Origin of the sequence: Pseudomonas sp. B707 (assembly GCF_022496685.1) — a bacterium.
In the GTDB taxonomy this organism is placed as follows: Bacteria; Pseudomonadota; Gammaproteobacteria; order Pseudomonadales; family Pseudomonadaceae; genus Aquipseudomonas; species Aquipseudomonas paraglycinae.
The window spans coordinates 27668-52782 of the sequence record NZ_WTVE01000023.1 but is presented as its reverse complement, the minus strand read 5'-3'; the positions used below and the strand labels follow the sequence as shown (position 1 = coordinate 52782).

The following is a 25115-nucleotide window of genomic DNA, read 5'->3' as shown; positions in this document are numbered from 1 at the left end:
CAGCTGACCAACTTACAAAGCTCGCAACAACCCATCACTTCCATTACAACAAAGATCGGAACTAGCCTGTTTGCTCTTACATCAACCAAGAGCAACAACATGACTACGCTGACTATTTTCTTTTGCGGTACGGGTTCGACAAAGTTTGATGACACCCACGAAAACTATTGGGACGGTGAATTGGTTTCCACACTTGCCTCTCATCACGTTGGCCGCGAGTTCGCCGAATGGATCGTGGTCGATGGCCCCGGCACCAGCAACCTGCAAGCTGATGAACTGTTCACAAAATCCAAGGACTACGGCCTCAGCGGTACCTTGTTCGGCAAGGGTTGGGAGGAAAACGTCCTGCACGCGATGAACATCATCAAAGGCAAGTGCGACTGGCAGCGCGAAAAACTGACAGAGGCGGAATACAACCGCCTAAAAGCCGCCGGCATTCCGATTGAAGATGTAAAAGTCGAAGGTTCCTGGCTGTGGCGCAAATATAACTATGGCGATCGCAGCGTCACGCAACAGAAGTTACAGGAACAGATTATTAAAACCTTTCGCAAGGACGGTGTTATTCCAACAAAAGTCAATCTGGTGGGCTGGAGCCGCGGCGGTATCAGTTGCCATATGCTGGCCAATGCCATGTTCAACGACAGTGCACTGAAAAACATTCCAGTGAATATCTTTGCCATCGACCCGGTACCAGGTATTGGCAACTTTCAGGACCAACGGGTAAAGCTCAACAGCAACGTAAAAGAATATGTGGGTTTCTATGCGCGGGATGAGCGCTCCAAGGGCTTCAGTTGCGTCATCCCGCAAACCGCGACCGGCACCAAGACCAGCATCTTCCCCATGCCCGGCCGTCACGCCACCCTGGTCGGCAACGCCTCCGCCGACGGCAACAGTGGTCCAAAAGTGCCGGCCTCATCGTCCGCCACTTTGCCGAGGTCTGCCTGAAACGCTGGGGCACCGCCCTCGACAAAAACCTAAACCTCACCGACGCCGACCTGCGCAACCATGCCGCCACCATCGTCAACGCGGCAGCGAAATACAAGGCGATGGAGAAGTGCTCCTACACCTGGTTCACCGAGCTGGATCAGGGCGAACGGTACGTTTCGCTGGGGAGCAAAGGCGTTCCGTTTTCCACGGTGAAAGGCACGATCTACAGCCCGGCGACCGGGCTGACCACGAGTGTGCTGGATGTTGAGGGGTATCGGGCGATTCGTTGAAAACCGTGATTGAACTGTAGGAACGGCCTGCCGGAATCTGCATCCCGTTCCTACACGCAGCGGCGCCTTGTCTTCTATCGGCGCTTGTTAGCCCAAATCTATAGTTGTGAGTGTCGCTGCCCAATCAGCGATTCAGGTTTGGTCACCTGAAAAACAGAGATAACTGATACATGCCCTTGTATGCTGCTGAGCTCTTTCTGTCGGCACGTTTTATGGCGGGCTGTGTTTGGGACGCTTCGGCGTACCGGGTTATCTCTGCCGGTTTGACCAACTTGAACACAGTCCGCCTCCACCGCTTGGTCACGGTAGCAGCGGTTCATCGATGCCTGCAGAGATAGAAAAAATGAAATCATGGAACGAGCTCCACTCCGATCGCTACCGCCCACTCGACTCCAATCTAACCGACACCAGGCCCCTGGTCATCGACACCGAGGCCAACCCGCAAGACATCCTCGAATGCGCCGTCCAGCGCCTGCGCGCCTCAAGCGACCTGCTGCAAACCCTCTACTGCCTCTGCTTCAAACACGCCGACGTAGAAGACATCCCGCACATCACGCACGCGCTCTACCTTCTCACCAAAGACGGCTATGACCTGCTCCAGGTCGCCCAGCAACGAATGCTCAACTGGAAAGCGCCGGCCTGACGAATTCCTCGGCAGGCGTGTTCACAGCTAGAACTGTCTGCCCCTATCTCGAACACTGACGCTGACATCTCCGGCGCGAAACTTAAGGATCAGAATTTTGCAAACTATTATTGATTGCGTACGATGGGAGCCATTGTTCAACCAAGGGCTTGCCTTCATGACCACTGAAACCATTGATCACAGCACTCTCACGCGGCTGTTTGAGAACGGTTCGATCAGTAGCGCACATATCGTCGCCAAACCCGGTGGCTGGTCGATTCAGATTCAGCAAGGAAGCAAAGAATACTCATTGACCGCACAACGCAGTGGCCAGGTACGTCTGTTCAAGCGGCTTGAAACACTGGTGACCTACCTGCAAGGAGTGGGCATCAATCACTTCGATGTGGACGCCTCCAGTTACGACCCCCTACAGATAAAAACCTATGCTCGCCCTGATCGCGCCGAAGCGATGAAACAAGCTCATGAAGCAGCTGCGTATGAAGAATGGGTCAAGCAACAGGTACAAATCAGCATTGATGACCCAAGACCCAGCGTCAGCGATGAAGACGCTCGCAGGATATTTGCCGCCAAACGGGATGCCCTTCGTCAGCGAGCACGTTGATGAGGTTGGTCTGGCGCCAAGAAGCGCTGGATGACCGAGACAACATCATGGAGCGTATCAGCCAGGAAAATCCCGTTGCAGCGATTGAACTCGATGAGGCCTTCGAACTGAAAGGAGAAAGCGCTCGCCAGCACCCAGCCCTGTACCGAAAAGGTATCGCGGAAGGTACCCGCGAAATCGTCGTCACTCCAAACTACGTCATCATCTACGCAATCAAAGTTGATGTTGTGGAAGTACTACGAGTGCTGCATACCAGACGGCAATGGCCATGATGGCTGGAGAGAAAATGCTCAGGGGATTCGCGGCTCCTTAAGTAGCATTATTCTGGCTCTTTAACACGGATTGTGCGGGAATAATGGCAGTTGATCTGACAATGAGATCCAACCCGTCACCCACAAAAAAGCCGCCCTCAAGAGGCGGCTTTTTCATTCGCTACAAACCCAACCTTACAACTTAGGCCCGGCAGCCTTGATCGCGTCGCTCACTTCGAACTTTTTGAAGTTCTCGATGAACAGACCGGCCAGTGCTTTGGCAGCTTCGTCGTACGCAGCCTTGTCAGCCCAGGTGTTGCGTGGGTTGAGCAGGTTGGTTTCGACGCCCGGTACGGCCAGTGGCACGTCCAGGTTGATGGTGTCCAGGTGCTCGGTGGCTGCACCGATCAGCGCGCCGCTCTGGATCGCTGCGATCACCGCGCGGGTGGTCGGGATGTTGAAGCGTTTGCCGACGCCGTAGCCGCCACCGGTCCAGCCGGTGTTGACCAGGTAGACCTTGGAGCCGAAGCCGCGGATGCGTTTGATCAGCAGTTCAGCGTATTCGCCGGCCGGACGCGGGAAGAACGGTGCGCCGAAGCAGGTGGAGAAGGTCGACTTGATGCCGCTGCCCGAACCCATTTCAGTCGAGCCCACCAGAGCGGTGTAGCCGGACAGGAAGTGGTAGGCCGCTTGTTCTTCGTTGAGGATCGACACTGGCGGCAGGACGCCGGTCAGGTCGCAGGTCAGGAAGATCACAGCGTTTGGCTCGCCGCCCAGGTTCTTCTCGGAACGCTTGGCAACGTGCTCCAGCGGGTAGGCCGCGCGGCTGTTCTGGGTCAGGCTGACATCGGCGTAGTCGGCGTGCTTGGCGTCGTCGATCACGACGTTTTCCAGTACCGCGCCGTGCTTGATGGCTTTCCAGATGACCGGCTCGTTCTTCTCGGACAAGTCGATGCACTTGGCGTAGCAACCGCCTTCGATGTTGAAGACAACGCCTTCGCCCCAGCCGTGTTCGTCGTCACCGATCAGGTAACGGCTTTCGTCGGCGGACAGAGTGGTCTTGCCGGTGCCCGACAGACCGAAGAACAGGGTCACGTCGCCTTCTTCGCCGATGTTGGCAGCGCAGTGCATTGGCAGCACGTCAGCGGCCGGCAGCAGGAAGTTCTGCACGGAGAACATGGCTTTCTTCATTTCACCGGCGTAACGCATGCCGGCGATCAGCACTTTCTTCTGGGCGAAGTTGATGATCACGCAACCGTCGGAGTTGGTGCCGTCACGCTCTGGCACGCACTCGAAGTTGGCGACGTTCAGCACTTGCCACTCTTCGCGACCGGCCGGGTTGTACTGGGCCGGGTTGATGAACAGGCAACGACCGAACAGGTTCTGCCAGGCAGTCTGGGTGGTCATCTTCACGGCCAGGTAGTGATCTTCGGCCGCGCCTACATGCACGTGGGAAACGAAATGCTCTTGCGCGTTGTTGAATGCTTCAACACGAGCCCACAGCGCGTCGAACTTGTCGGCCGGGAACTTGCGGTTGATCGGGCCCCAGGCAATGGCAGCCTGGGTGGAAGGCTCTTCGACGATGAAACGGTCGACTGGCGAACGGCCGGTGCGGTGACCGGTGCGAACAACCAGAGCGCCGGTATCGGCAAGCTCGCCTTCACCGCGGTTCAGGGCTTCTTTTACCAGATCATCAACACTCAGATCGGTGTACACGGCGTTATTGGCTTGCGTCATGAGGTTCCCCGTCGGCCAGTGGCCGAGTGTGCTCCAAACGTTTTGTAGTAGAAAGTCGTGCACTACTACCGCGAAAAAAGTGGGCCGGATTATGCCAGAAAAGCCCAAAAAGAGTAGGGCCCTCCCGTCGTAACGGCGTAATTCCGTCGTTGAGCAGTGAATTTACCTGCGCTGAACCGTTTTAGTGCCGGGTATCTGACGGCGTCTCAACGCCCGCTCCAGCGAACAATTGAGCGATATCTGCCGCATCGAACAGGTAGCGCTGGTTGCAGAACTGGCAATCGATCTCGACTTTTCCACCTTGCTCGGCCACGAGCGCCTGCGCATCTTCCAGCCCCAGGCTGACCAGTGCATTGCCCGAACGCTCGCGGGAGCAGCTGCAGTGGAAGCGCAGTTTCTGCACATCGAACAGACGAACCTGCTCTTCATGGTAGAGGCGATGCAGAACCGTTTCGTTGTCCAGGCTCAACAGTTCATCAGCGGTCAGGGTGTTGCCCAGCGCGGTGATGTGCTGCCAGCTGGCTGCGCGTTCTTCTTCGTCTTTCAGGCGATCGGCCGGCAGTTGCTGCAGCAGCAGACCACGGGCACGACGGCCATCGGCGCACAGCTTGAAGCGAGTGCCAACCTGTTGGGACATGACGAAATAGTTGGTGAAACAGTCGGACAGGGTTTCGCCGTCGAGGTCGACGATGCCCTGGTAACGCTGGCCGGCGATCGGGTCGACGGTCAAGGCCAGGACACCGTTCGGCATTAGATCACCGAGGGTCGCGTCGGCAGGAATCTGCTCGGCGTGATAGCGCGCCAGGCCGCGGATTTCGCGCTCGCTGGAGCATTCGATCATCAGCAGCGGAATCGGGCCTTCGGAACGGGCCTGAAGAATCAGCAGGCCATCGAATTTCAGGGTGCCCACCAGCAACGAGGCGGCAGCCATCAGTTCGCCCAGCAATTGCGCAACCGGCTCCGGGTACGGGTGCTTGGCGAGCACTTCGGCATAGCTGCGCTCCAGCGACACCAGTTCGCCGCGCGTGTCGCTGTCATCGAAGATGAAGCGTTGGGTGTAATCGGTATCGAGGAAATCGGTCATAGGTCTGGGTATCTGAATGTGATGACAAAATGGTTACAAAGAATGAAAATCCCGCGCTTCTGGCATCCTTTTTGATGCCGATGTTCAGCCACGGGAGGCATTTTATGAACAATCCGGGTTTGTTCCAATCAAGGTGGAACCTCGGCCGGCTGGTTCTGTGCAACGTTGTGCCATTGGCACTACTGGCTTTCTGGTTATGGCCTACGGGTCAGATGCTGTGTGTGATTTTCGACGAGTGGCTGTTCCGCTCACTCAATGCACCGCTGGCCAGCAACCCCATATGGCTCCACATCTGGGCAATTGCAAGTCTGCGACCGTTCGACATCGTCGTCGGCCTGATTCTGCTGGCGCTGCTTATCAAGGGCGACTGGGTGTTCAGGGCGATTGACGTGCGTCGCGCCTTTTTCGGATTTTTTTCGATCCTGCTGCTGATGGTGGTGATCCGCGCGCTGTTTTCCAAGTTCGCCGATCACATGGGCTGGCAGCACAGCAGCCCGTCGATGGTGCTCGAAGGTGCCGTGCATATCAGCGATTACTTCCCGCATCTGGAGAAGACCTGGGAACTGAAGGACCGCTCGAGCCAGAGTTTCCCCGGTGACCACGCCTCGGTGCTGCTGATCTGGGCGCTATTCATGGGCGTGTTCAGCCGTACGGCTGGTCAGTTTCTGGTGATCTGGGGTCTGGCACTGCTGTTCATGTTGCCGCGTCTGGTCGCCGGTGCTCATTGGGGCCAGGACGATTATATCGGCGGCATGCTGCTGGCGGTGTGGGCACTGGGCTGGGGTTACTACACGCCGTTTGCTTATCACGCGGCGAACTTCTGGTTGAAGGTCACGGCGCCGGTTTTCCGGCTGCTGGGCAAACTGCCGATGGTTTCGCGGATGAGTGTGGTGTCCGCGCAGTAATCAACGGTTACTGAAAAAAACGCAGCCGCCGGCGCGTCTTGAACCCAGGCCGGCAGGCTGCGTTTTTTTATTCGCCGCTACTGTTCCCACGAAATTTAAACAGATCCCGGCGCTGCTTCTTGCTCGGTTTGCCGTCGGTGGTCACGCCCAAGGCGCCCGCCTTGCGCATCGCCGCAGCCGCTTCACGCTTGGCAATACTCGCCTCGGTCTCGGCATACAGCGTCTGCGCCTCAGGTGCACCGCGACGCACGATCGACAGGGCCTGAACCACAACGGTCTTCTCATCGAAGCCCGTGCGGATCTCGAACTCATCGCCAATGCGTGGCTCTTTGCCAGGCTTGCAGCGCTCTCCCCGACAATGCACCTTGCCGCTCTCGATGGCAGCCTTGGCCAAAGCGCGAGTCTTGAAAAAACGCGCGGCCCACAGCCACTTGTCGAGACGGACCTTGTCGTCCTCTTCCTGTTTTTGCGCCATATGAATTCCTCGTTCAGCCAGTAGTCGGAACTGTACTACCGATTCTGTCGGGCGCAAGAATCCGGCCCTCCAGATAAACTGTGATCTTCGCCGGTTCAACGGCATGGAGTGATCGAGTGACCAAATTTCCGTCTTCATTGACCTCGCCCAAATCCGGGTGCCTGGGCTGCCAGCAAAGCGAGCCGCTGGGCTTCGATTTTTCGTTCGCTTATCAGCCCATCGTGGATCTGCGTGACGAGTCGGTGTACGCCTACGAGGCACTGGTTCGTGGTGCGGCTGGTGAAGGCGCTTTAACCGTGTTGGATCAGGTTACAGAAGATAACCGCTACCGTTTCGACCAGCTCTGCCGGACTCGCGCCATCGAAGGCGCAGCCGAGCTTAATATGCAGACACACTTGTCGATCAACTTCATGCCCAACGCCGTCTATCGTCCAGAGTTATGCATTCGCAGCACCCTGGAGGCTGCCAGAAAACACAATTTCCCGATCGACCGGCTGATTTTCGAAACACTGGAAAGCGAGCACGTAGATAACTATCGCCATTTGACCAATATTCTGCGTGAATACCGCGAATTCGGCTTCAAGACGGCCATCGACGATTTCGGCGCCGGCTATTCGGGGCTCAATCTGCTGGCCGATTTCCAACCGGACCTGATCAAGCTCGATATGGCGCTGATCCGCGATATCGACCGTGACCGTGTTCGTCAGGCTATCGTTCGGGGGATTGTCACAATCTGTGCGGAGTTGGACGTTACAGTCATCGCCGAAGGCATAGAGAGTGCGGGTGAACGGGATTTCCTGGCGGACTGCGGAATATTTCTGATGCAGGGTTACTGGTTCGCCAGACCCGCATTCAAAGCGTTAGCCCAGTTGTCCCCTGAAGCGTGGACGCGTTAATCGTTGGTTTTTCCATTGAAGACATTTGACCATTTGACCGTTATCGGTCTGCGCGAGTGGGTGGCGCTTCCGGATCTGGGAGTCGCCGGCCTTCGGGCAAAAATCGACACCGGCGCCAGCACCTCCAGCCTGCATGCCACCGACATCGAGCCGTTCGAACGTGACGGCGAGAAGTGGGTGCGCTTCACCGCGCACCTGGGCACCGTCGTGCAGTTACGCCATCGGCGATGCGAAGCGCCGCTGGTGGCACGCAAGACTATCAAGAGTTCGAACGGTCAGGCCCAGGTGCGCTACGTGATCAGCACCACCCTGGCCTTGGGTGACCGGGTCTGGCCAATCGAGTTCACCCTCGCCTGCCGCAAGTCCATGCGCTATCGCCTGTTGCTCGGTTCCAAAGCCCTGATCGACGGCCAGCTGGTGGTCAATCCGGGCATCAAATATGTACAAGACAAGCCGGTGTTCCCGGTATCTACCTCCTCCACAGGTGTTGCATGAAGATCGCTGTGCTGTCGCGGAACCCGCGTCTGTATTCCACCCGCCGTCTGGTCGAAGCCGGAACCGAACGCGGGCATGAAATGGTGGTGATCGACACCTTGCGCGCCTATATGAACATTGCCAGCCACAAACCGCAGATCCACTACCGTGGCAAACCGCTGGAGGGTTTCGACGCAGTGATCCCGCGGATCGGCGCGTCGGTGACGTTTTATGGCTGCGCCGTGTTGCGCCAGTTTGAAATGATGGGGGTGTTTCCGCTCAACGAATCGGTGGCCATCGCCCGCTCGCGGGACAAGCTGCGTTCGTTGCAGCTGCTGTCACGACGGGGCATCGGCCTGCCGGTGACCGGGTTCGCCCACTCGCCGGACGACATTCCCGACTTGATCGACATGGTCAACGGTGCGCCGCTGGTGATCAAGGTGCTGGAAGGCACCCAGGGGATCGGCGTGGTGCTGTGTGAAACCGCGACGGCGGCAGAGTCGGTGATCGAGGCGTTCATGGGCCTGAAGCAGAACATCATGGTGCAGGAATACATCAAGGAGGCCGGCGGCGCCGACATCCGCTGCTTCGTGGTCGGCGACAAGGTGATCGCGGCGATGAAGCGTCAGGCCAAGCCCGGCGAGTTCCGCTCCAACCTGCACCGGGGCGGCAGCGCCAGCCTGATCAAGATCACCCCGGAAGAACGCATGACCGCGTTGCGTGCAGCCAAGGTCATGGGCCTGGCGGTGGCGGGTGTGGATATCCTGCGCTCCAACCACGGGCCGCTGGTGATGGAAGTGAACTCGTCACCGGGTCTGGAAGGGATCGAAACCACCACGGGCAAGAACGTGGCGGGAATCATCATCGAGCATCTCGAGAAGAATGGCGGGCCGAACATGACCCGCACAAAAGGCAAGGGATAAAAAACAGCGGCGAGCTACAAGCTGCAAGTGGCGAGTAAAAGCCGCTGTAGCTTGTAGCTTGTAGCTTGTAGCTTGTAGCTTGAGACTGCCGTTAAACGGCATCTCTTGGCAGCATCAATCCCAGCGGCAACCGGACCCGTGCTTCCAGCCCGCCACCGGAGCGGTTGCGCAGTTCGACATTGCCGCCGTGCATCGACGCAATCCGCTTGACGATCGCCAAGCCCAGCCCGGTGCCCTTCCCGCCCCGGGCACGATCGCCACGGGTGAACGGGTTGAAGATCGCCTCAAGTTCGGAAGGATCGATCCCCGCCCCACGGTCCATCACGCTCAGCACCACATACGGCGCACTGGTGTCACCGGATACATACGCCGCGACGTCCACGCTGCCGCCAGCATGATTCAACGCGTTGCCAATCAGGTTGTTCAGCAAGCGCTTCATCGACACCCGACGCAACGGAAACGGCTGGATCGGCTCCAGGCGCAGGCGCACTTTCTCTTCGGTCTGGTTATAGGGCGCCGCCACTTCACGCACCAGATCGCTGAGATCCACCTCCTCCACCGACTCGTCCCGACCATCACGAATGAAGGCGAGGAACTGGTCGAGGATCGCGTCCATGTCTTCGATGTCACGCACCATGTCGTCGGTCAGGTCGGTGCGATCGCCCATCAACTCCAGTGACAGCCGCAGACGGGTCAGCGGCGTCCGCAGGTCATGGGATACCCCCGCCAGCATCAGCTCACGCTCGCGACCGGCCTGCTCGACGTCTTCGGCCATCTGGTTGAAGGCGCGATAAACCTCGGCCATTTCGCTGGGGGTGTCGCTGATAGGCAGGCGCACGCTGCGGCCCTGGCCGAGTTGCCGGGCAGCGTAGACCAGACGCTTCAGTGGCTGGTTGAGCTGGCTGACAAAAATCCACGCAGACGCCGTGGACAGCAGGCCGATCGCCAGGAACCAGCCGAGCACGTTCCAGATTTTCTGGCCACGCAACGGGTGTGGATACAGCGGGACTTTCAGCCAGCCATCCCCCAGGCTCGGCGCGCGAACCCACAAGGCCGGCGGCGAGTGCATGCGCAAGCGCACTTCGGTGTCGGCACCCAGTTCCGCCTGCATCTGCCGCTGGTAGATTTCGCTGTACGGCCAGTGCTGTTCGCCTTCCGGCACACCGGCACCGACCACGCGGATCAGGGTCGCGGCATCGGCGATTTTCGCGCGGTTCTCTTCGTCGGCGGCCCAGTAGGCACGCAACGTCAGGGCGACGCCGTGACTGTATTGGCGATCCACCAGCACGTCCTCGTTCATCAACAGATAAACCAGGGTCAATGCCTTGGAAAACAATACGACGATGAGCACCAGCCACAGGGTGCGGGAGAAAAAACTTTGGGGGAACCAGACGGGGGTTTTCATGGATAACCGCTACACACTTGCAGGAGCGAGCAATGCTCGCATATTGCGGATTGCGAGTCTGCGCTGACGGCGTTTCCGACCGTTTCCCGCAGACCCGCTCCTACAAATCACCCATCACTTGGTGGAGTTGCCATCCGGCACGAACACGTAGCCGACACCCCAGACGGTCTGGATGTAGCGCGGCTTGGACGGATCGGGTTCGATCATCCGGCGCAGACGGGAAATCTGCACGTCGATGGAACGCTCAAGGGCATCCCACTCACGGCCACGGGCCAGGTTCATCAGCTTGTCGCGGGTCAGCGGCTGACGAGCGTTCATCACCAGGGCCTTGAGTACCGCAAACTCACCGGTGGTGAGCATGTGCACTTCGTCGCCGCGCTTGAGTTCGCGGGTAGCCAGGGACAGCACGTAATCGCCGAACGTGACGTTTTCTTCTTCACTGCCCGGCGCGCCCGGCACCGGCGCGGCCTGACGGCGCAGCACGGCTTTGACGCGAGCCATCAGCTCGTCCGGGTTGAAGGGCTTGGCCAGGTAATCGTCGGCGCCCAGTTCCAGGCCCTTGATACGGCTCAGTTCGTCGCCCTTGGCGGTAAGCATGATGATCGGAATCTGATTGTTCGCGCCCCGCAGGCGGCGGCAAGCGGTCAGGCCGTCTTCGCCCGGCAGCATCAGGTCGAGGACGACCAGGTTGAACACTTCACGCGACAGCAGACGATCCATCTGCTCGGTATTCGGTACGGCGCGGGCACGGTAGCCCTTGCTGACGAAAAAGCGTTCCAGCAGGCTGCTCAGCCCCGGATCGTCGTCAACGATGAGAATTTTTTCGCCTTCAGCAGTTTGTGCAGTGCTGCTCATTGGATGCTCCTTTTAGCTCGGCGCGCATTATGGCGTAGCTGCCGTTATACGCACCGTGTGCATTGTTAGCAGATTTTTCCTTCACTGCCAGAAAACCGGGGCTTGTGCCTACAGACTGCGTCGCCCCCGAATGACAGAACGCTGGTTATAATGCGCGGCCTTTTGTGTCAGGCAACGTCTGAATCGTTACCGCAGGTGGCCGTCCCTTATTTTCATGGGCGCCGCAGTAATTGTTCGATTTCACGGGTCAATGGGATGCCTTTTGACCCAGGCAGCGGCCAGCATCAAGCCGCCCCACCAGACTCCGGGCCTTTATTTACGCGCCTGCGAGACTGCTTTCACAATTTGTCAGGTGGTTTTATGGACAGCATCAACAGCCGCATCGCCGAGGAACTCGGCGTACGCCCACAACAGGTCGAAGCGGCCGTCGCGCTACTCGATGAAGGCTCTACCGTTCCCTTCATCGCCCGTTACCGGAAAGAAGTGACCGGCAGCCTCGATGACACCCAACTGCGTCATCTGGAAGAGCGTCTGCGCTACCTGCGAGAACTCGACGAACGGCGCATCAGCATTCTTTCCAGCATTCAGGAGCAGGGCAAACTCACCCCTGAGCTGGAGCGCGAAATCAAACTCGCCGACACCAAGACCCGCCTCGAAGACTTGTACCTGCCGTACAAGCAGAAGCGCCGCACCAAGGGCCAGATCGCCCTGGAAGCCGGCCTCGGCGAACTGGCCGACGGCCTGTTCAACGACCCGTCGCTGACCCCGGAAACCGAAGCCGCGCGCTTCGTCGACGCCGAAAAAGGCGTGGCCGATGCCAAGGCTGCACTGGAAGGCGCCAAGTACATCCTCATGGAGCGCTTCGCCGAAGACGCCAACTTGCTGGAAAAACTGCGCACCTACCTGAAGCAGGAAGCCACCCTCAGTGCCCGCGTGATCGCCGGCAAGGAAGAGGAAGGCGCGAAATTCCGCGATTACTTCGAACACGACGAACCGCTGAAAAGCATGCCGTCGCACCGCGCGCTGGCGATTTTCCGTGGCCGCAACGAAGGCATTCTCAGCTCCGCGCTGAAAGTCGGCGAAGAACTGCTGGGCACCCTGCACCCGTGCGAAGGCATGATCGGCCAGCACGTCGGCATCCAGAACCAGAACCGTCCGGCCGACAAATGGCTGGGTGAAGTGGTGCGCTGGACCTGGAAGGTCAAGCTCTACACCCACCTGGAAACCGACCTGCTCGGTGAGCTGCGCGACGGTGCCGAAACCGAAGCGATCAATGTGTTCGCCCACAACCTGCACGACCTGCTGCTGGCCGCCCCGGCCGGCCCGCGCGCCACCTTGGGCCTCGACCCGGGTCTGCGTACCGGTTGCAAGGTTGCGGTGGTCGACTCCACCGGCAAGCTGCTGGATCACGCCACGGTTTACCCGCACGTGCCGCACAACAAATGGGATCAGACCATCGCCATCCTGGCCGCCCTGTGCGCCAAGCACTCGGTCGATCTGATCGCCATCGGCAACGGCACCGCCAGCCGTGAAACCGACAAACTGGCGATCGAACTGATCAAAAAATACCCAGCGATGAAAATGACCAAAGTCATGGTCTCCGAAGCCGGCGCATCGGTGTATTCGGCATCGGAACTGGCAGCCAAGGAATTCCCGGATCTGGACGTGTCGATCCGTGGCGCGGTATCGATCGCCCGTCGTCTGCAGGATCCGCTGGCCGAACTGGTGAAAATCGATCCGAAATCCATCGGTGTCGGCCAGTACCAGCACGACGTGTCGCAGCTGAAACTGGCACGCGGTCTGGACGCCGTGGTCGAGGACTGCGTGAACGCCGTGGGCGTGGACGTGAACACTGCCTCCGTGGCGCTGCTGGCGCGGATCTCCGGCCTCAACGCGACCCTGGCGCAGAACATCGTGGCCCACCGTGACGAGCACGGCGCGTTCAAGACCCGCGCGGCCTTGAAGAAAGTCGCGCGTCTGGGCGAGAAAACCTTCGAACAGGCCGCCGGCTTCCTGCGTGTGATGAACGGCGACAACCCGCTGGATTCCTCGGCCGTTCACCCGGAAGCCTATCCGCTGGTACAACGCATCGCCGCTGAAACCGACCGCGACATTCGCTCGCTGATCGGTGACGCCTCGTTCCTCAAGCGTCTGGATCCGAAGAAATTCACCGACGAGACTTTCGGTCTGCCCACCGTCACCGACATTCTGCAAGAGTTGGAAAAACCGGGCCGCGACCCGCGTCCGGAGTTCAAGACTGCCGAGTTCCAGGAAGGCGTCGAGGACCTGAAGGACCTGCAACTGGGGATGATCCTCGAAGGCGTGGTGACCAACGTGACCGCGTTCGGTGCGTTCGTCGACATCGGCGTGCATCAGGACGGTCTGGTGCACATTTCGGCGCTGTCGGAGAAATTCATCAAGGATCCGCGCGAAGCGGTGAAGGCCGGTGACGTGGTGAAAGTGAAGGTCATGGAAGTCGACATCCCGCGCAAACGCGTCGGCCTGTCGATGCGCATGAGCGACACCCCGGGCGAGAAGATCGACGGTGCCCGTGGCTCGCGTCCGGGCTCGGCGCCACGCCAGTCGCAGGGTTCGGCGCCACGCAAGGAAAGCACCCCGGCGGCTCCAGCCAATAACGCGATGGCGTCGTTGTTTGCCAACGCCAAGCAGTTGAAGAAACGCTGATGGATATGCCAGCCGGGCTCGTCGAGAGCGCGTTTTTCAAGCTGTTGGGCTGCCGCCTGCACAGCCTGGAAACCGGGGTGGCGCAAGTCGCCCTGGCGCTGGAACCCGAACTGCGCAATCGCGGCGGCAAGCTGCACGGCGGCGCGCTGTTCAGTCTGGTCGATATCGCCATGGGGCTGGCCTGCTCCAGCACCCACGGCTTTGACCAGCAGAGCGCGACCATCGAGTGCAAGATCAACTACATCCGCGCCGTCTCCGAAGGCGAGGTGATGTGCACGGCGCGGGTGATCCACCCGGGCCGGCGCACGCTGGTGGTCGAAGCCGACGTGATGCAGGGCGACAAACTGGTCGCAAAAGCGCAAGGCACGTTCGCTGTCCTGTAGATGTTGTTCATCATTTTGAGTTAATTTCGGCGCTGTGATCGCAGCGTCGGAGTTTTCCTCGCCCGCGTCTGCCAGATTCAGGGACTGAAGTTGGCGTTTCCAATGGGGCTTTCATGGCCCGAAAACCAGGCGAAAACGCCAGTTTCAACTTCACCCTTGTAGACCGTCCTGCCCACCCCCATATTGGGGCGACTGACGCGTGAAGGAATCCAAATTGAGCGAACTTCTCAACCGCCGCCTGGCTCTGCTCGGCGAGCGCGCTAACCTCTCTCTGCTTGAGCAGTGCCTTCACGGTATCGAACGTGAATGCCTGCGCGTGAACGGCGAAGGCCGCCTGGCCCAAACGCCGCACCCTGAAGCCCTGGGTTCCGCGCTGACCAACGAACAGATCACGACCGACTATTCCGAGTCGCTGCTGGAGTTCATCACGCCTGCCCTGCCAGACCCGGCCGATACCCTGGCGAGCCTGGACAAGATTCATCGCTTCGCCTACAGCAAGCTCGGCAACGAGTACCTGTGGAGTCCATCGATGCCGTGCCCGTTGCCGGCCGAGGAAGATATCCCGATCGCCTATTACGGCACCTCCAACATCGGTCAGCTCAAGTACGTCTACCGCAAGGGCCTGGCCCTGCGTTACGGCAAGACCATGCAGTGCATCGCCGGGATTCACTACAACTTCTCCCTGCCGGAAAAACTCTGGCCGTTGCTCAAGGAAGCCGAAGGCTTCATCGGCACCGACCGGGATTTCCAGTCGTCGTCCTATATCGCGCTGATCCGTAACTTCCGCCGCTACAGCTGGCTGCTGATGTACCTGTTCGGTGCCTCGCCGGCGCTGGACGCGGGTTTCCTGCGCGGTCGTGCGCACCAGTTGGAACAGCTGGATCCCGACACCCTGTACCTGCCCTACGCCACCAGCCTGCGCATGAGCGACCTCGGTTACCAGAGCAACGCCCAGGCCGGTCTGACCCCTTGCTACAACGACCTGGCGAGCTACACCGACAGCCTGCGCAAAGCGGTGGCCACGCCGTACGCGCCGTACGTCGAAGTCGGCACGCACCAGGATGGCGAGTGGGTGCAACTGAACACCAACATCCTGCAGATCGAAAACGAGTACTACTCGAACATCCGCCCGAAACGCGTGACCTACACCGGCGAGCGGCCGATCCAGGCCTTGATGGCCCGTGGCATTCAGTACGTCGAAGTACGCTGCCTGGACATCAACCCGTTCCTGCCGATGGGCATCGACCTCACCGAGTCGCGCTTCCTCGACGCGTTCCTGCTGTACTGCGCGCTGAACGAAAGCCCGCTGCTGACCAACAACTCCTGCGGCAACGCCACCTCCAACTTCCTCAGCGTGGTCAAGGAAGGTCGCCGTCCGGGCCTGCAATTGCAGCGCGACGGCCAACCGGTGGAGCTGAAGGAATGGGCCGCCGAACTGCTGGAAAAAATCGCTCCGCTGGCGGCGCTGCTGGATCAAAGCCACGGCGGCGATGCCCACAGCAAGGCGCTCGATGCGCAACTGGCCAAGGTCAAGGATTCGTCCCTGACGCCTTCGGCTCAGGTGCTGGCGGCGATGGCCACGCACAAGGAAAGCTTCGCGCAATTCTCCCTGCGCCAGAGCCAGGCCCACGCCGAGTTCTTCCGCAGCGAACCGTTGGCGGCTGAGGAACAGGCGAAGTTTGAAGAACTGGCGCGTTCGTCGCTGGCGCAACAGGCTGACCTTGAGCAGAACGAGGTGGGCGATTTCGACGTGTTTGTCGGGTCGTATCAGGCGAGTATTTTGGCGATCAGCAACTGATTGATCGGCGTTGGATCGCAGCCCCCTCACCCTAGCCCTCTCCCGGTGGGAGAGGGGACTGACCGCAGTGTTTATCAGAGCTACGCCGACTTGAAATACCGAGCCGAACTCCGATTGTGAAAAGCCCTCGATCGGCTCCCTTTCCCCCTCGCCCCCTTGGGGGAGAGGGCTGGGGTGAGGGGGTAAGGATTTCAAGTCCGAACCGATAATCCGAAAAGCCCCCACTCTCCCACGCTTAGATTTTTCCGCTCATAAGCTCATTCTAAAAAGTTATTTATTTTTAGATTCTTAGATCATTTAGTCTCCTTTCACGCCGACGCTCGGTCGCCTGATATGGAGCTCTTCAATGAAACTGAATTTCCCGCTTCGCCTGCTGGCCGTGGCCTCTCTGGCTGCTGCGAGTTTCCTGGCTCAGGCCGCCGACCTCACCGTCGCCTACCAGACCACCGTTGACCCGGCGAAAGTCGCCCAGGCCGACGGCGCCTATGAGAAAGCCACCAAGGCCGACATCAACTGGCGCAAATTCGATAACGGTGCCGACATCATCGCCGCCATCGCCTCCGGCGACGTGCAGATCGGCTACCTCGGTTCCAGCCCGCTGACCGCTGCAATCACCCGCAAAGTCCCGGTGGAAACCTTCCTCATCGCCACCCAGATCGGCGCCGCCGAAGCACTGGTCGCCCGCGACGGCTCCGGCATCAAGACCCCGCAGGATCTGGTCGGCAAGAAAATCGCCGTGCCGTTTGTGTCCACCGGTCACTACAGCCTGCTCGCCGCGCTGAAGCACTGGAACATCGACCCATCAAAAGTCACCGTCCTCAACCTCGCCCCGCCAGCGATCATTGCTGCGTGGAAACGCGGTGACATCGACGCCACCTACGTTTGGGATCCGGCGCTGGGTGTGGCCAAGGAAAACGGCAAAGTGCTGATCACTTCCGGTGAACTGGCCAAGTTCGGCGCACCGACCTTCGACGCCTGGATCGTGCGCAAGGACTTCGCCGAGAAGCACCCGGAAATCGTCACCGCCTTCGCCAAGGTCACCCTCGACGCCTACGCCGACTACCGCAAGGATCCGAAAGCCTGGCTGGCCAATCAGAGCAACGTCGACAAGCTGGTGAAACTCTCCGGCGCCAAAGCCAGCGACATCCCATTGCTGCTGCAAGGCAACGTCTACCCGCTGGCAGCGGATCAAGTCAGCGACCTCGGCGCTCCGACCACCAAAGCCATCACTGACACCGCTGCGTTCCTCAAGGAGCAAGGCAAGGTCGAAGCGGTACTGCCGGACTACGCGCCGTACGTCAGCGCCAAGTACATCACCAATTGATCGGGAGTTAACTGCGATGGCCTTGCTACAGCTGGAGCGCATCAGCGCACAGTATCCCGGCAGCCCGGAACCGGTACTGTCCGACATTTCCCTGACCCTCGGCCCTCAGCAATTGCTGGTGGCCCTCGGCCCGTCCGGCAGTGGCAAGACTTCGCTGTTGAACCTGATTGCCGGTTTCGTCGAACCGAGCGCCGGCCGCATCACCCTCGACAACGTGCCGGTCAAAGGTCCGAGCGCCGAACGCGGCGTGGTGTTCCAGGACGACGCCCTGTTGCCCTGGCAGGACGTGCTGGCCAACGTCGCTTTCGGTCTGGAACTGGCCGGTGTGGCCAAGGACAAACGCGAACAGCGCGCTCGGGAAATGCTCGCACTGGTCGACCTTTCCGGTTTTGAACACCGTCGCATCTGGCAGCTTTCCGGCGGCCAGAAGCAACGCGTTGGCCTGGCCCGCGCCCTCGCCGCCGATCCGCGTGTGTTGCTGATGGACGAACCCTTCGGCGCCCTCGACGCCTTCACCCGCGAACAGATGCAGGAGCTGTTGCTGCAAGTCTGGCAACGCACCGCCAAACCGGTGTTCCTGATTACCCACGACATTGAAGAAGCGGTGTTCCTCGCCACTGACCTGATTCTGCTCGCGCCGAATCCGGGGCAGATCGTCGAGCGCCTGCACCTCGACTTCGGCCAGCGCTACGCCGCCGGCGAATCGGCGCGGGCGATCAAGTCCGATCCGCGCTTCATCGAAACCCGCGAACACGTGCTGGCCAAAGTGTTCTCGCAACGCAGCGCCGTTCAGCGGCAGGAGCGCGCATGAGCAGTTACGACGTTTCCGCCACCGCCGTGAAACCCGCCGCCACATCGGTGGTGATTCCCGTGCGTCGCAGCCTCAGCACCCGCTGGATCAGCCTGCTGACCCTGTTCGCGTTGCTGGTGATCTGGTGGGCCGTCACGGCCACCGGTCTGATCGAACCGCTGTTCCTGCCGCCACCGTCCGCCGTGCTGCAAAAAGGCTGGTTGCTGGCGACCACGGGCTACATGGATTCGACGCTGTGGCAGCACCTGGGCGCCAGTCTGAGCCGCATCGGCCTGGGCCTCGGTTTTGCGATTCTGACCGCGGTGCCGGTGGGCATTGCCATCGGTGCCAACCGCATCGCCCGTGGCGTGCTCGATCCGCTGATCGAGTTCTACCGGCCGATTCCGCCACTCGCCTATCTGCCGCTGATCGTGATCTGGTGCGGTATCGGCGAGTTGTCGAAAGTGCTGCTGATCTACCTGGCGATTTTTGCCCCGATCGCGATTGCCACCGCCACCGGCGTGCGCACCGTCGACCCGGCCAAATTGCGCGCCGCGCAGTCACTGGGCGCCACTCGCGCACAACTGATCCGCCATGTGATTTTGCCAAGCGCCCTGCCAGACATTCTGACCGGTGTGCGCATTGGTCTGGGTGTCGGCTGGTCGACTCTGGTCGCTGCCGAACTGATCGCGGCCACCAGCGGCCTGGGCTTCATGGTGCAGTCGGCGGCGCAGTTCCTGGTCACCGATGTGGTGGTGCTGGGGATTCTGGTCATCGCCCTGATCGCCTTCGCGATGGAGATGGGCCTGCGCGCCCTGCAACGCAAACTGGTGCCGTGGCACGGCCAGGCCCACTGATTTTTCAGCACTGACTACCCCGACAGTTTCGGGGCCCCGGAATTGAAGAGAACCACCATGAGCAGCCTGAACATCACCCCTTTAAGCTCGGCCCTCGGCGCACAGATCAGCGGCGTCGACATCAGCCAGCCGCTGAACCTGGAACAGCGCGACACCATCGAGCAGGCACTGCTCAAATACCAGGTGCTGTTCTTCCGTAATCAACCGATCGAGCCGTCGCAGCAGGCGCGTTTCGCCGCTTACTTCGGCGATCTGCACATTCACCCGATCTACCCGAACGTGCCGGAACAGCCGGAAGTGCTGATCCTCGACACCGCCGTCACCGACGTGCGCGACAACGCGATCTGGCACACCGACGTGACCTTCCTGCCGACCCCGGCCATGGGCGCGGTGCTCAGCGCCAAGCTGCTGCCGGAATTCGGTGGCGACACATTGTGGGCCAGCGGGATTGCCGCGTATGAGGCGCTGTCGGCGCCAATGAAAGCGCTGCTTGAAGGGCTGACTGCGACTCACGATTTCACCCGATCCTTCCCGCTGGAGCGCTACGGCACCACGCCGGAAGCACTGGCGCAGTGGGAAGCCGCGAGGCGCAAAAATCCACCGCTGTCGCACCCGGTGATTCGCACGCATCCGGTGAGCGGACGGCGTTCGCTGTTCGTCAACGAAGGGTTCACGTCGAAGATCAATGAGCTGTCGGAGACCGAGAGCGAAGCGGTGTTGAAGTTCTTGTTCGCGCATGCGACGCGGCCGGAGTTCACCATTCGCTGGCGCTGGCAGAAGGATGACATTGCATTCTGGGATAACCGCGTGACCCAGCATTACGCGGTGGATGACTACCGGCCGGCGCGGCGAGTGATGCAGCGGGCTACGGTGTTGGGGGATGTGCCGTTTTTTCGCTGAGCCTTTAACGCCAGAGCAAAATCAAGAGCCCCCTCACCCTAACCCTCTCCCGGAGGGAGAGGGGACTGACCGAGGTGTTTTGTCGCTATACACCGACCTGAAATATCGAATCGAACTCAGGTTTGAAAAGCACGGAGATTTGCTCCCTTTCCCCCTCGCCCCCCTGGGGGCGGTCCGACGTTTCGGGAGGGCTGGGGTGAGGGGGTGGATCTATCTGACCCACCCCAGTTTCGATCACTCCGCCGTCGAAGGCTTCTCCCAAAGATTGATCCCGCCCTCCTGGGCAAACCGGTCAATCTCCGCCAGTTCCTCCGCACTGAAGCTCAGGTTCTTCAACGCCCCGACGTTCTCGACAATCTGCTCTGGTCGGCTCGCACCGATCAGCGCCGAAGTCACCCGCGGATCCCGCAGCGTCCACGCCAATGCCAGTTGCGCCAGGCTCTGGCCACGACGTTTGGCGATTTCATTCAACGCCCGCACATGAGCAATGTTGGCCTCGGACAAGTGCGAAGACAGCAACGAGCCACCGCCCGGACGATTGACCCGCGCATCCGCCGGCACGCCGTTGAGGTATTTGTCGGTCAGCAAACCTTGCGCCAGCGGAGTGAATGCAATCACGCCGGTGCCGAGTTCGTCGGTGGTGTCGAGCAGGTCCTTTTCCACCCAGCGGTTGAGCAGGTTGTACGCCGGTTGGTGAATCAACAGCGGCACTTTCCACTCTTTGAGCAACGCGGCGATTTCGCGGGTTTTCACCCCGGAGTACGACGAGATACCGATGTACAACGCCTTGCCCTGCTGCACCGCAGTGGCGAGGGCGCTGGCGGTTTCTTCCAGCGGGGTGTCCGGATCGAAGCGGTGCGAATAGAAGATATCCACATAGTCCAGGCCCAGGCGTTGCAGGCTCTGGTCGAGGCTCGCCAGCACGTATTTGCGCGAACCACCACCCTGGCCGTAAGGACCGGGCCACATGTCCCAGCCGGCCTTGCTGGAGATGATCAGTTCATCGCGGTACTGCTTGAAGTCTTCGCGTAGCAGACGGCCGAAGTTGATCTCGGCGCTGCCGTAGGGCGGGCCATAGTTGTTGGCCAGGTCGAAGTGGTTGATGCCCAGGTCGAACGCCGTGCGCAGCAACGAGCGCTGGGTGTCGATCGGCGTGCTGTCGCCGAAGTTGTGCCACAGGCCCAGGGACAGCGCCGGCAGCACCAGACCGCTGCGTCCGACGCGGCGGTAAGGGATGGAGTTGTAGCGATTCTCGGCAGCGGTGTAAGTCATCGAATCCTCTCTTGTCGGTCTTGAATCGGGTGTCGATTGCTACGCAAATCTATTGCCGGGCCGGGCGAGGCCAAGGTTCTGGCGCAAGGTCCGGCCCTCGTATTCGGTTCTGAACAGCCCACGCCGTTGCAGTTCCGGGACCACGCCATTGGCGAAGTCTTCGAGCCCGCCGGGCAGGTGCGGCACCAGCACATTGAAGCCGTCCGCCGCGCCCTGCTCGAACCACTCCTGCAAGCGGTCGGCAATCTGCGCCGGAGTGCCGACGACGCTGTAATGCCCGCGACCGCCAGCGATTCTGCGACCCAGTTCGGCCAGGGTCAGATGCTCCCGGCCGGCCAGTTCGGTCAGCAGTTTCTGTCGGCTTTGCTGGCCGCTGTCAGTCAGCGGCAATTCCGGCAGCGGCCCGTCCAGCGGGTACTTCGACAGATCGAAGTTGCCCAGCATACGCCCAAGCAGGGCGACGCCAACCTCGGGTTCGACCAATTGCTGAAACGTTTCACATTTTTCCTGCGCTTCAGCTTCCGTCTGCCCGACCACGACGAACACGCCGGGCATGATTTTCAGCGAATCGGCGCTGCGTCCGTACTTCGGCAAGCGTCCCTTGAGGTCGGCGTAAAACGCCTGGGCGCTGGCCAGTGAGGTCTGCGCGGTGAACACCACTTCGGCCGTCTGCGCCGCCAGTTCACGCCCGGTTTCCGACGAGCCGGCCTGCACGATCACTGGCTGCCCCTGTGGCGAACGCGCGACATTCAGCGGGCCTTTGACCTTGAAGTGCTCGCCGACGTGATTCAGCACGTGCAGTTTTTCCGGGTCGTAATACGCGCCGCTGGCTTTGTCGCGAATGAAGGCATCGTCCTGCCAACTGTCCCAGAGACCCGTGACCACCTGATGAAATTCCCGGGCGCGGCTGTAGCGTTCGGCATGGCCGATGTGTTCGTCGCGGCCAAAATTCTGCGCTTCGGCGGCGTTGTCCGAGGTCACCAGATTCCACCCCGCTCGCCCGCCCGACAGGTGATCGAGCGAAGCGAACTTGCGCGCCACGTGGTACGGCTCGTTGTAGCTGGTGGTGGCGGTGGCGATCAGGCCGATGTGCTCGGTCACTGCGCTCAACGCCGAGAGCAACGTCAGCGGTTCGAAGTGATCCGAACGGGCCATGCGGCTGGCGATGTCCTGGGTCGGGGCGGCGACGCTGTCGGCGACGAACAGAGTGTCGAACTTCGCCGCCTCGGCAATCTGCGCCAGGCGTTTGTAATGGGCGAAATCCAGCCCGGCGTTGGCCGGCACTTCCGGGTGACGCCACGCGGCAACGTGGTGCCCGGTGGCCATGAGGAACGCGCCGAGTTTCAGCTGTCTGCTCATCTCAGAAGTCCTTGCGCAGTTGCACGCCGAAGTAGCGCTCGTCGTCGCGGGGCACGGCGCGGTAGATGTAGTTGCCACCGCTGGCGAGCAATGGCGAATACGACTCGTCGGTGAGGTTCTTGCCGAGTAATGCCACGCGCCAGCCATTGGTGTAATCGGCCAGGGCCACACTGGCATTCCAGAGGCCGTAGGCGCCCTGTTTGGTGTCGGCGTTCTGGCTGATGTCGTACTGCACTTCGCTCTGCCAGCTGTAATCGGTGCCGAGTTCGATATCCAGGCCGTTATCCAGCGGGATCGTGTAGTCGGCCCGCACGTAGCTTTTCCAGTCCGGGCTGAACGGCAGCGGCTTGCCGTTGACGTTGCACGACGCCGCCGCGCCCGCCGGGCAGGCGAACTCGTCGATACGAGCGCGGGTGTAGGCCAGCGCGCCGGAGAACTTCAGTTGCTGGGTCGCCTGCAGGGCGAAATCAAGTTCCACGCCCTCGGTGCTGACGCTGCCGGCGTTGATCAGGCGCGTTACGACTTGCCCGGCGACAGTGTCGAAAAAGTTCGCCTGGTAGTTGTCGTAGTCGCTGTGGAAAACCGCGAGGTTGGTGGTCAGGCGATTGTTCCAGCTCGAGGCTTTGATCCCCGCCTCCCAGGTATTGGAAGTCTCCGGTTTCAGCGCTTCGGTATCGCGCGGCTGCATGTTGAAGAACACGTTGTAGGCCGGGCCTTTGTAGCCGCGCGAGTAGGTCAGATAAGTAGTGACGGTATCGCTCAGGTCGTACTGCAAACCGAGCCGACCGGACCAGCCATCCTCGTCCACCGAACCGGAGCTGCGGGTGGCCGGTTGAATGCCGCTGACGGTGGTGGCGGAAGTGGAAACGCGACGGTGATCGTATTCAAGATCGTCGTGGGTGTAGCGCAGGCCGGCGATGCCACGGAAGTCCGAGGTAAAGTTCAGCGTGCTCTCGCCGAACACTGCGTAGCTGTCGCTGGTGGTGCTGTAATCGGCGACGCCGCGATCAGTGCGCGTGGTGGTGGTCAGCGTGCGCTGATAGGTTTCCTCGTCCTTGCCGTGCATGTAGAACAGGCCGCCGACGTATTCGAGGAACTCGCCTTTCGGCGACGCCAGACGCAGCTCCTGCGAGTACTGGTCGAAGGCCAGATCGCCCTTGTCCGCCGTGCCGGGGAACGCGGCCGTCACCGTGCCGAGGCGGTCGCCGTCCTGATACTGGGTGTTGTCCCAGCCGCGCCACGCGGTGATCGAGGTCAGGGTGTAATCGCCCAGTTGCCAGTCGAGCTGGCCGGACAGGCCCTTGTTGGTGTCCTCGACGTGGGAACGGGTGTCGGTGTTGATGTCGCGATTGTGGCTGGTGGCGCCGACCGGGCTCAACGCATTCGCGAAGGCCGGGGTCAGAGCCTTGGTCACGACGCCGTTGGGGCCGTCATCGTGGGACTGCATGTAGTCGGCGATCAGGGTGAAGGTGACGTCGTCGTTCGGGGTGAATTCCAGTTTGCCGCGCACGCCGCGATGGTTGTAGCCGTTGACCTCCTGACCGTTGTGCTGGTTGTCGACGTTGCCGTCGTAAGTGCCGAACAAGGTGCTGATCGAGCCCTTGAGCGTGTCCGGAATCAGGCTGCCGCCGATGCCGAACCGGGTGCGGCTTTCGTTGCCGCTGTAATACGACTGATCGATGTAGCCGTGGGTCTGGGCTGTTGGCGCCTTGCTGGTGATGTTCAGCACGCCGGCCGAGGCGTTCTTGCCGAACAGCGTGCCTTGCGGGCCGCGCAAGACTTCGACGCGTTCCAGATCCAGCAAATCCAGAGTCGACTGACCAGGACGCGCATAAACCACACCATCAATCACCGTGGCCACCGTCGGCTCGACGCCCGGCGAGGTGGAAATCGTCCCCACGCCACGCACGAACAACGAGGTGTCCTTGTTCGATGCACCGGTGCGGAAATTCAGCGACGGCACTTGCTGGACGATGCTCGCCACGCTGTTGCGGTTATCGCGTTCCAGCTGCTCGCCGTCGATCACCGACACCGCCACCGGTACCTTTTGCAGCGACTCTTCGCGGCGGGTGGCGGTGACCGTGACGGACTTGAGTGTCGGCTCTTGATCGGTGCTTTCAGCGGCGAACGCGGCGGGCAGCGGCAGCGCAGCCAGCCCGGTGAGTAGCCAGCCCGCAGCGCGGATCGATTGCGTCAGTTTGTGTGTCGCCCCAGGAATGTTGTGCATGTTTGCCCGCTCGAAAAGTTGCCCTGAACCGCTGCCGTTCTGCGACGACAGCGC

22 protein-coding genes and 1 pseudogene are annotated in these 25115 nt (G+C 60.6%); 15 read left to right on the top strand and 8 right to left on the bottom strand.

Annotated elements, in window-relative coordinates:
* Positions 1-99 precede the first annotated feature (99 nt).
* The 4 genes and pseudogenes from GQX66_RS10650 to GQX66_RS10635 all read left to right on the top strand — a co-directional run bounded on the left by GQX66_RS10650 (position 100) and on the right by GQX66_RS10635 (position 2733).
* Positions 100-1217: pseudogene (locus GQX66_RS10650) on the top strand (hypothetical protein).
* Between the two features lie 343 nt (positions 1218-1560).
* A complete protein-coding gene (locus GQX66_RS10645; RefSeq protein ID WP_240868753.1) occupies positions 1561-1860 on the top strand; it encodes a hypothetical protein in 300 nt (99 codons plus the stop codon).
* Between the two features lie 157 nt (positions 1861-2017).
* Entirely contained in the window at positions 2018-2461 is a 444-nt protein-coding gene (locus GQX66_RS10640) for a hypothetical protein (RefSeq protein ID WP_039764743.1), read from the top strand.
* A complete protein-coding gene (locus tag GQX66_RS10635; RefSeq protein WP_085608617.1) occupies positions 2461-2733 on the top strand; it encodes a type II toxin-antitoxin system RelE/ParE family toxin in 273 nt (90 codons plus the stop codon). The genes GQX66_RS10640 and GQX66_RS10635 overlap by 1 nt, the downstream gene beginning before the upstream one ends.
* Before the next feature lie 174 nt (positions 2734-2907).
* On the opposite strand, the gene GQX66_RS10630 is transcribed toward GQX66_RS10635, so the two are convergent.
* Both GQX66_RS10630 and hslO read right to left on the bottom strand, forming a co-directional pair.
* Positions 2908-4449 (bottom strand): phosphoenolpyruvate carboxykinase, encoded by a 1542-nt coding sequence (locus GQX66_RS10630; RefSeq protein WP_007952682.1) that lies wholly within the window; start codon positions 4447-4449, stop codon positions 2908-2910.
* Between the two features lie 181 nt (positions 4450-4630).
* Positions 4631-5533 (bottom strand): Hsp33 family molecular chaperone HslO, encoded by a 903-nt coding sequence (gene hslO, locus GQX66_RS10625; protein WP_085608616.1) that lies wholly within the window; start codon positions 5531-5533, stop codon positions 4631-4633.
* Between the two features lie 104 nt (positions 5534-5637).
* Here hslO and GQX66_RS10620 point away from each other — a divergent pair, with 104 nt between their 5' ends.
* Positions 5638-6438 carry a phosphatase PAP2 family protein gene (locus tag GQX66_RS10620; RefSeq protein WP_085746342.1) on the top strand — a complete coding sequence of 267 codons (801 nt, stop codon included), beginning with the start codon at positions 5638-5640 and terminating at the stop codon, positions 6436-6438.
* Between the two features lie 67 nt (positions 6439-6505).
* On the opposite strand, the gene GQX66_RS10615 is transcribed toward GQX66_RS10620, so the two are convergent.
* Complete coding sequence (locus tag GQX66_RS10615; protein WP_007952687.1) at positions 6506-6913, bottom strand: S4 domain-containing protein; 408 nt, start codon at positions 6911-6913, stop codon at positions 6506-6508.
* A 116-nt stretch (positions 6914-7029) separates the two neighbouring features.
* On the opposite strand from GQX66_RS10615, the gene GQX66_RS10610 reads away from it, so the two are divergent.
* From GQX66_RS10610 to rimK, 3 genes are read left to right on the top strand one after another with little or no spacing between them, the layout of a single operon-like run.
* Complete coding sequence (locus GQX66_RS10610; RefSeq protein WP_129974190.1) at positions 7030-7809, top strand: EAL domain-containing protein; 780 nt, start codon at positions 7030-7032, stop codon at positions 7807-7809.
* A gap of 48 nt (positions 7810-7857) precedes the next feature.
* Positions 7858-8304 (top strand): ATP-dependent zinc protease, encoded by a 447-nt coding sequence (locus GQX66_RS10605; protein ID WP_170844915.1) that lies wholly within the window; start codon positions 7858-7860, stop codon positions 8302-8304.
* A complete protein-coding gene (gene rimK / locus GQX66_RS10600) occupies positions 8301-9206 on the top strand; it encodes a 30S ribosomal protein S6--L-glutamate ligase (RefSeq protein ID WP_007949201.1) in 906 nt (301 codons plus the stop codon). Before GQX66_RS10605 ends, rimK begins: the two co-directional genes overlap by 4 nt.
* 91 nt (positions 9207-9297) lie before the next feature.
* Here rimK and GQX66_RS10595 read toward each other — a convergent pair whose 3' ends face one another.
* Entirely contained in the window at positions 9298-10611 is a 1314-nt protein-coding gene (locus tag GQX66_RS10595; protein WP_007952691.1) for an ATP-binding protein, read from the bottom strand.
* Positions 10612-10725: 114 nt separating this feature from the next.
* Complete coding sequence (gene ompR / locus GQX66_RS10590; protein ID WP_007952694.1) at positions 10726-11466, bottom strand: two-component system response regulator OmpR; 741 nt, start codon at positions 11464-11466, stop codon at positions 10726-10728.
* Between the two features lie 360 nt (positions 11467-11826).
* Between ompR and GQX66_RS10585 the strand changes: the two genes are divergently transcribed.
* The 7 genes from GQX66_RS10585 to tauD all read left to right on the top strand — a co-directional run bounded on the left by GQX66_RS10585 (position 11827) and on the right by tauD (position 20203).
* Positions 11827-14151: a Tex family protein gene (locus tag GQX66_RS10585; protein ID WP_240868750.1), complete on the top strand. Its 2325-nt coding sequence runs from the start codon at positions 11827-11829 to the stop codon at positions 14149-14151.
* Positions 14151-14534 (top strand): PaaI family thioesterase, encoded by a 384-nt coding sequence (locus GQX66_RS10580; protein ID WP_102687497.1) that lies wholly within the window; start codon positions 14151-14153, stop codon positions 14532-14534. Before GQX66_RS10585 ends, GQX66_RS10580 begins: the two co-directional genes overlap by 1 nt.
* A 214-nt stretch (positions 14535-14748) precedes the next feature.
* The gene (gshA, locus tag GQX66_RS10575) at positions 14749-16332 is read left to right on the top strand and encodes a glutamate--cysteine ligase (RefSeq protein ID WP_085746339.1); all 1584 of its coding nucleotides are present in this window, start codon (positions 14749-14751) and stop codon (positions 16330-16332) included.
* 346 nt (positions 16333-16678) lie between these two features.
* Positions 16679-17656: a taurine ABC transporter substrate-binding protein gene (gene tauA / locus GQX66_RS10570; RefSeq protein ID WP_007952702.1), complete on the top strand. Its 978-nt coding sequence runs from the start codon at positions 16679-16681 to the stop codon at positions 17654-17656.
* A gap of 16 nt (positions 17657-17672) precedes the next feature.
* Entirely contained in the window at positions 17673-18467 is a 795-nt protein-coding gene (tauB, locus tag GQX66_RS10565; RefSeq protein ID WP_011331959.1) for a taurine ABC transporter ATP-binding subunit, read from the top strand.
* On the top strand, positions 18464-19303 hold the full coding sequence (tauC, locus tag GQX66_RS10560; RefSeq protein WP_064382739.1) for a taurine ABC transporter permease TauC: 840 nt from the start codon (positions 18464-18466) through the stop codon (positions 19301-19303). The genes tauB and tauC overlap by 4 nt, the downstream gene beginning before the upstream one ends.
* A 57-nt stretch (positions 19304-19360) precedes the next feature.
* Positions 19361-20203 (top strand): taurine dioxygenase, encoded by an 843-nt coding sequence (gene tauD, locus GQX66_RS10555; protein WP_240868747.1) that lies wholly within the window; start codon positions 19361-19363, stop codon positions 20201-20203.
* A 234-nt stretch (positions 20204-20437) separates the two neighbouring features.
* Here the strand turns inward: tauD and mgrA are convergent, their stop codons facing one another.
* Genes mgrA through GQX66_RS10540 form a run of 3 tightly spaced genes read right to left on the bottom strand, consistent with a single transcriptional unit; the run spans position 20438 to position 25061 of the window.
* Positions 20438-21475 (bottom strand): L-glyceraldehyde 3-phosphate reductase, encoded by a 1038-nt coding sequence (gene mgrA / locus GQX66_RS10550; RefSeq protein ID WP_085746337.1) that lies wholly within the window; start codon positions 21473-21475, stop codon positions 20438-20440.
* 39 nt (positions 21476-21514) lie between these two features.
* Positions 21515-22834, bottom strand: a complete 1320-nt coding sequence (locus tag GQX66_RS10545) for an LLM class flavin-dependent oxidoreductase (RefSeq protein WP_240868744.1) — start codon at positions 22832-22834, stop codon at positions 21515-21517.
* Between the two features lies 1 nt (position 22835).
* Positions 22836-25061 carry a TonB-dependent receptor gene (locus GQX66_RS10540; protein ID WP_240868742.1) on the bottom strand — a complete coding sequence of 742 codons (2226 nt, stop codon included), beginning with the start codon at positions 25059-25061 and terminating at the stop codon, positions 22836-22838.
* Between the last annotated feature and the right edge of the window lie 54 nt (positions 25062-25115).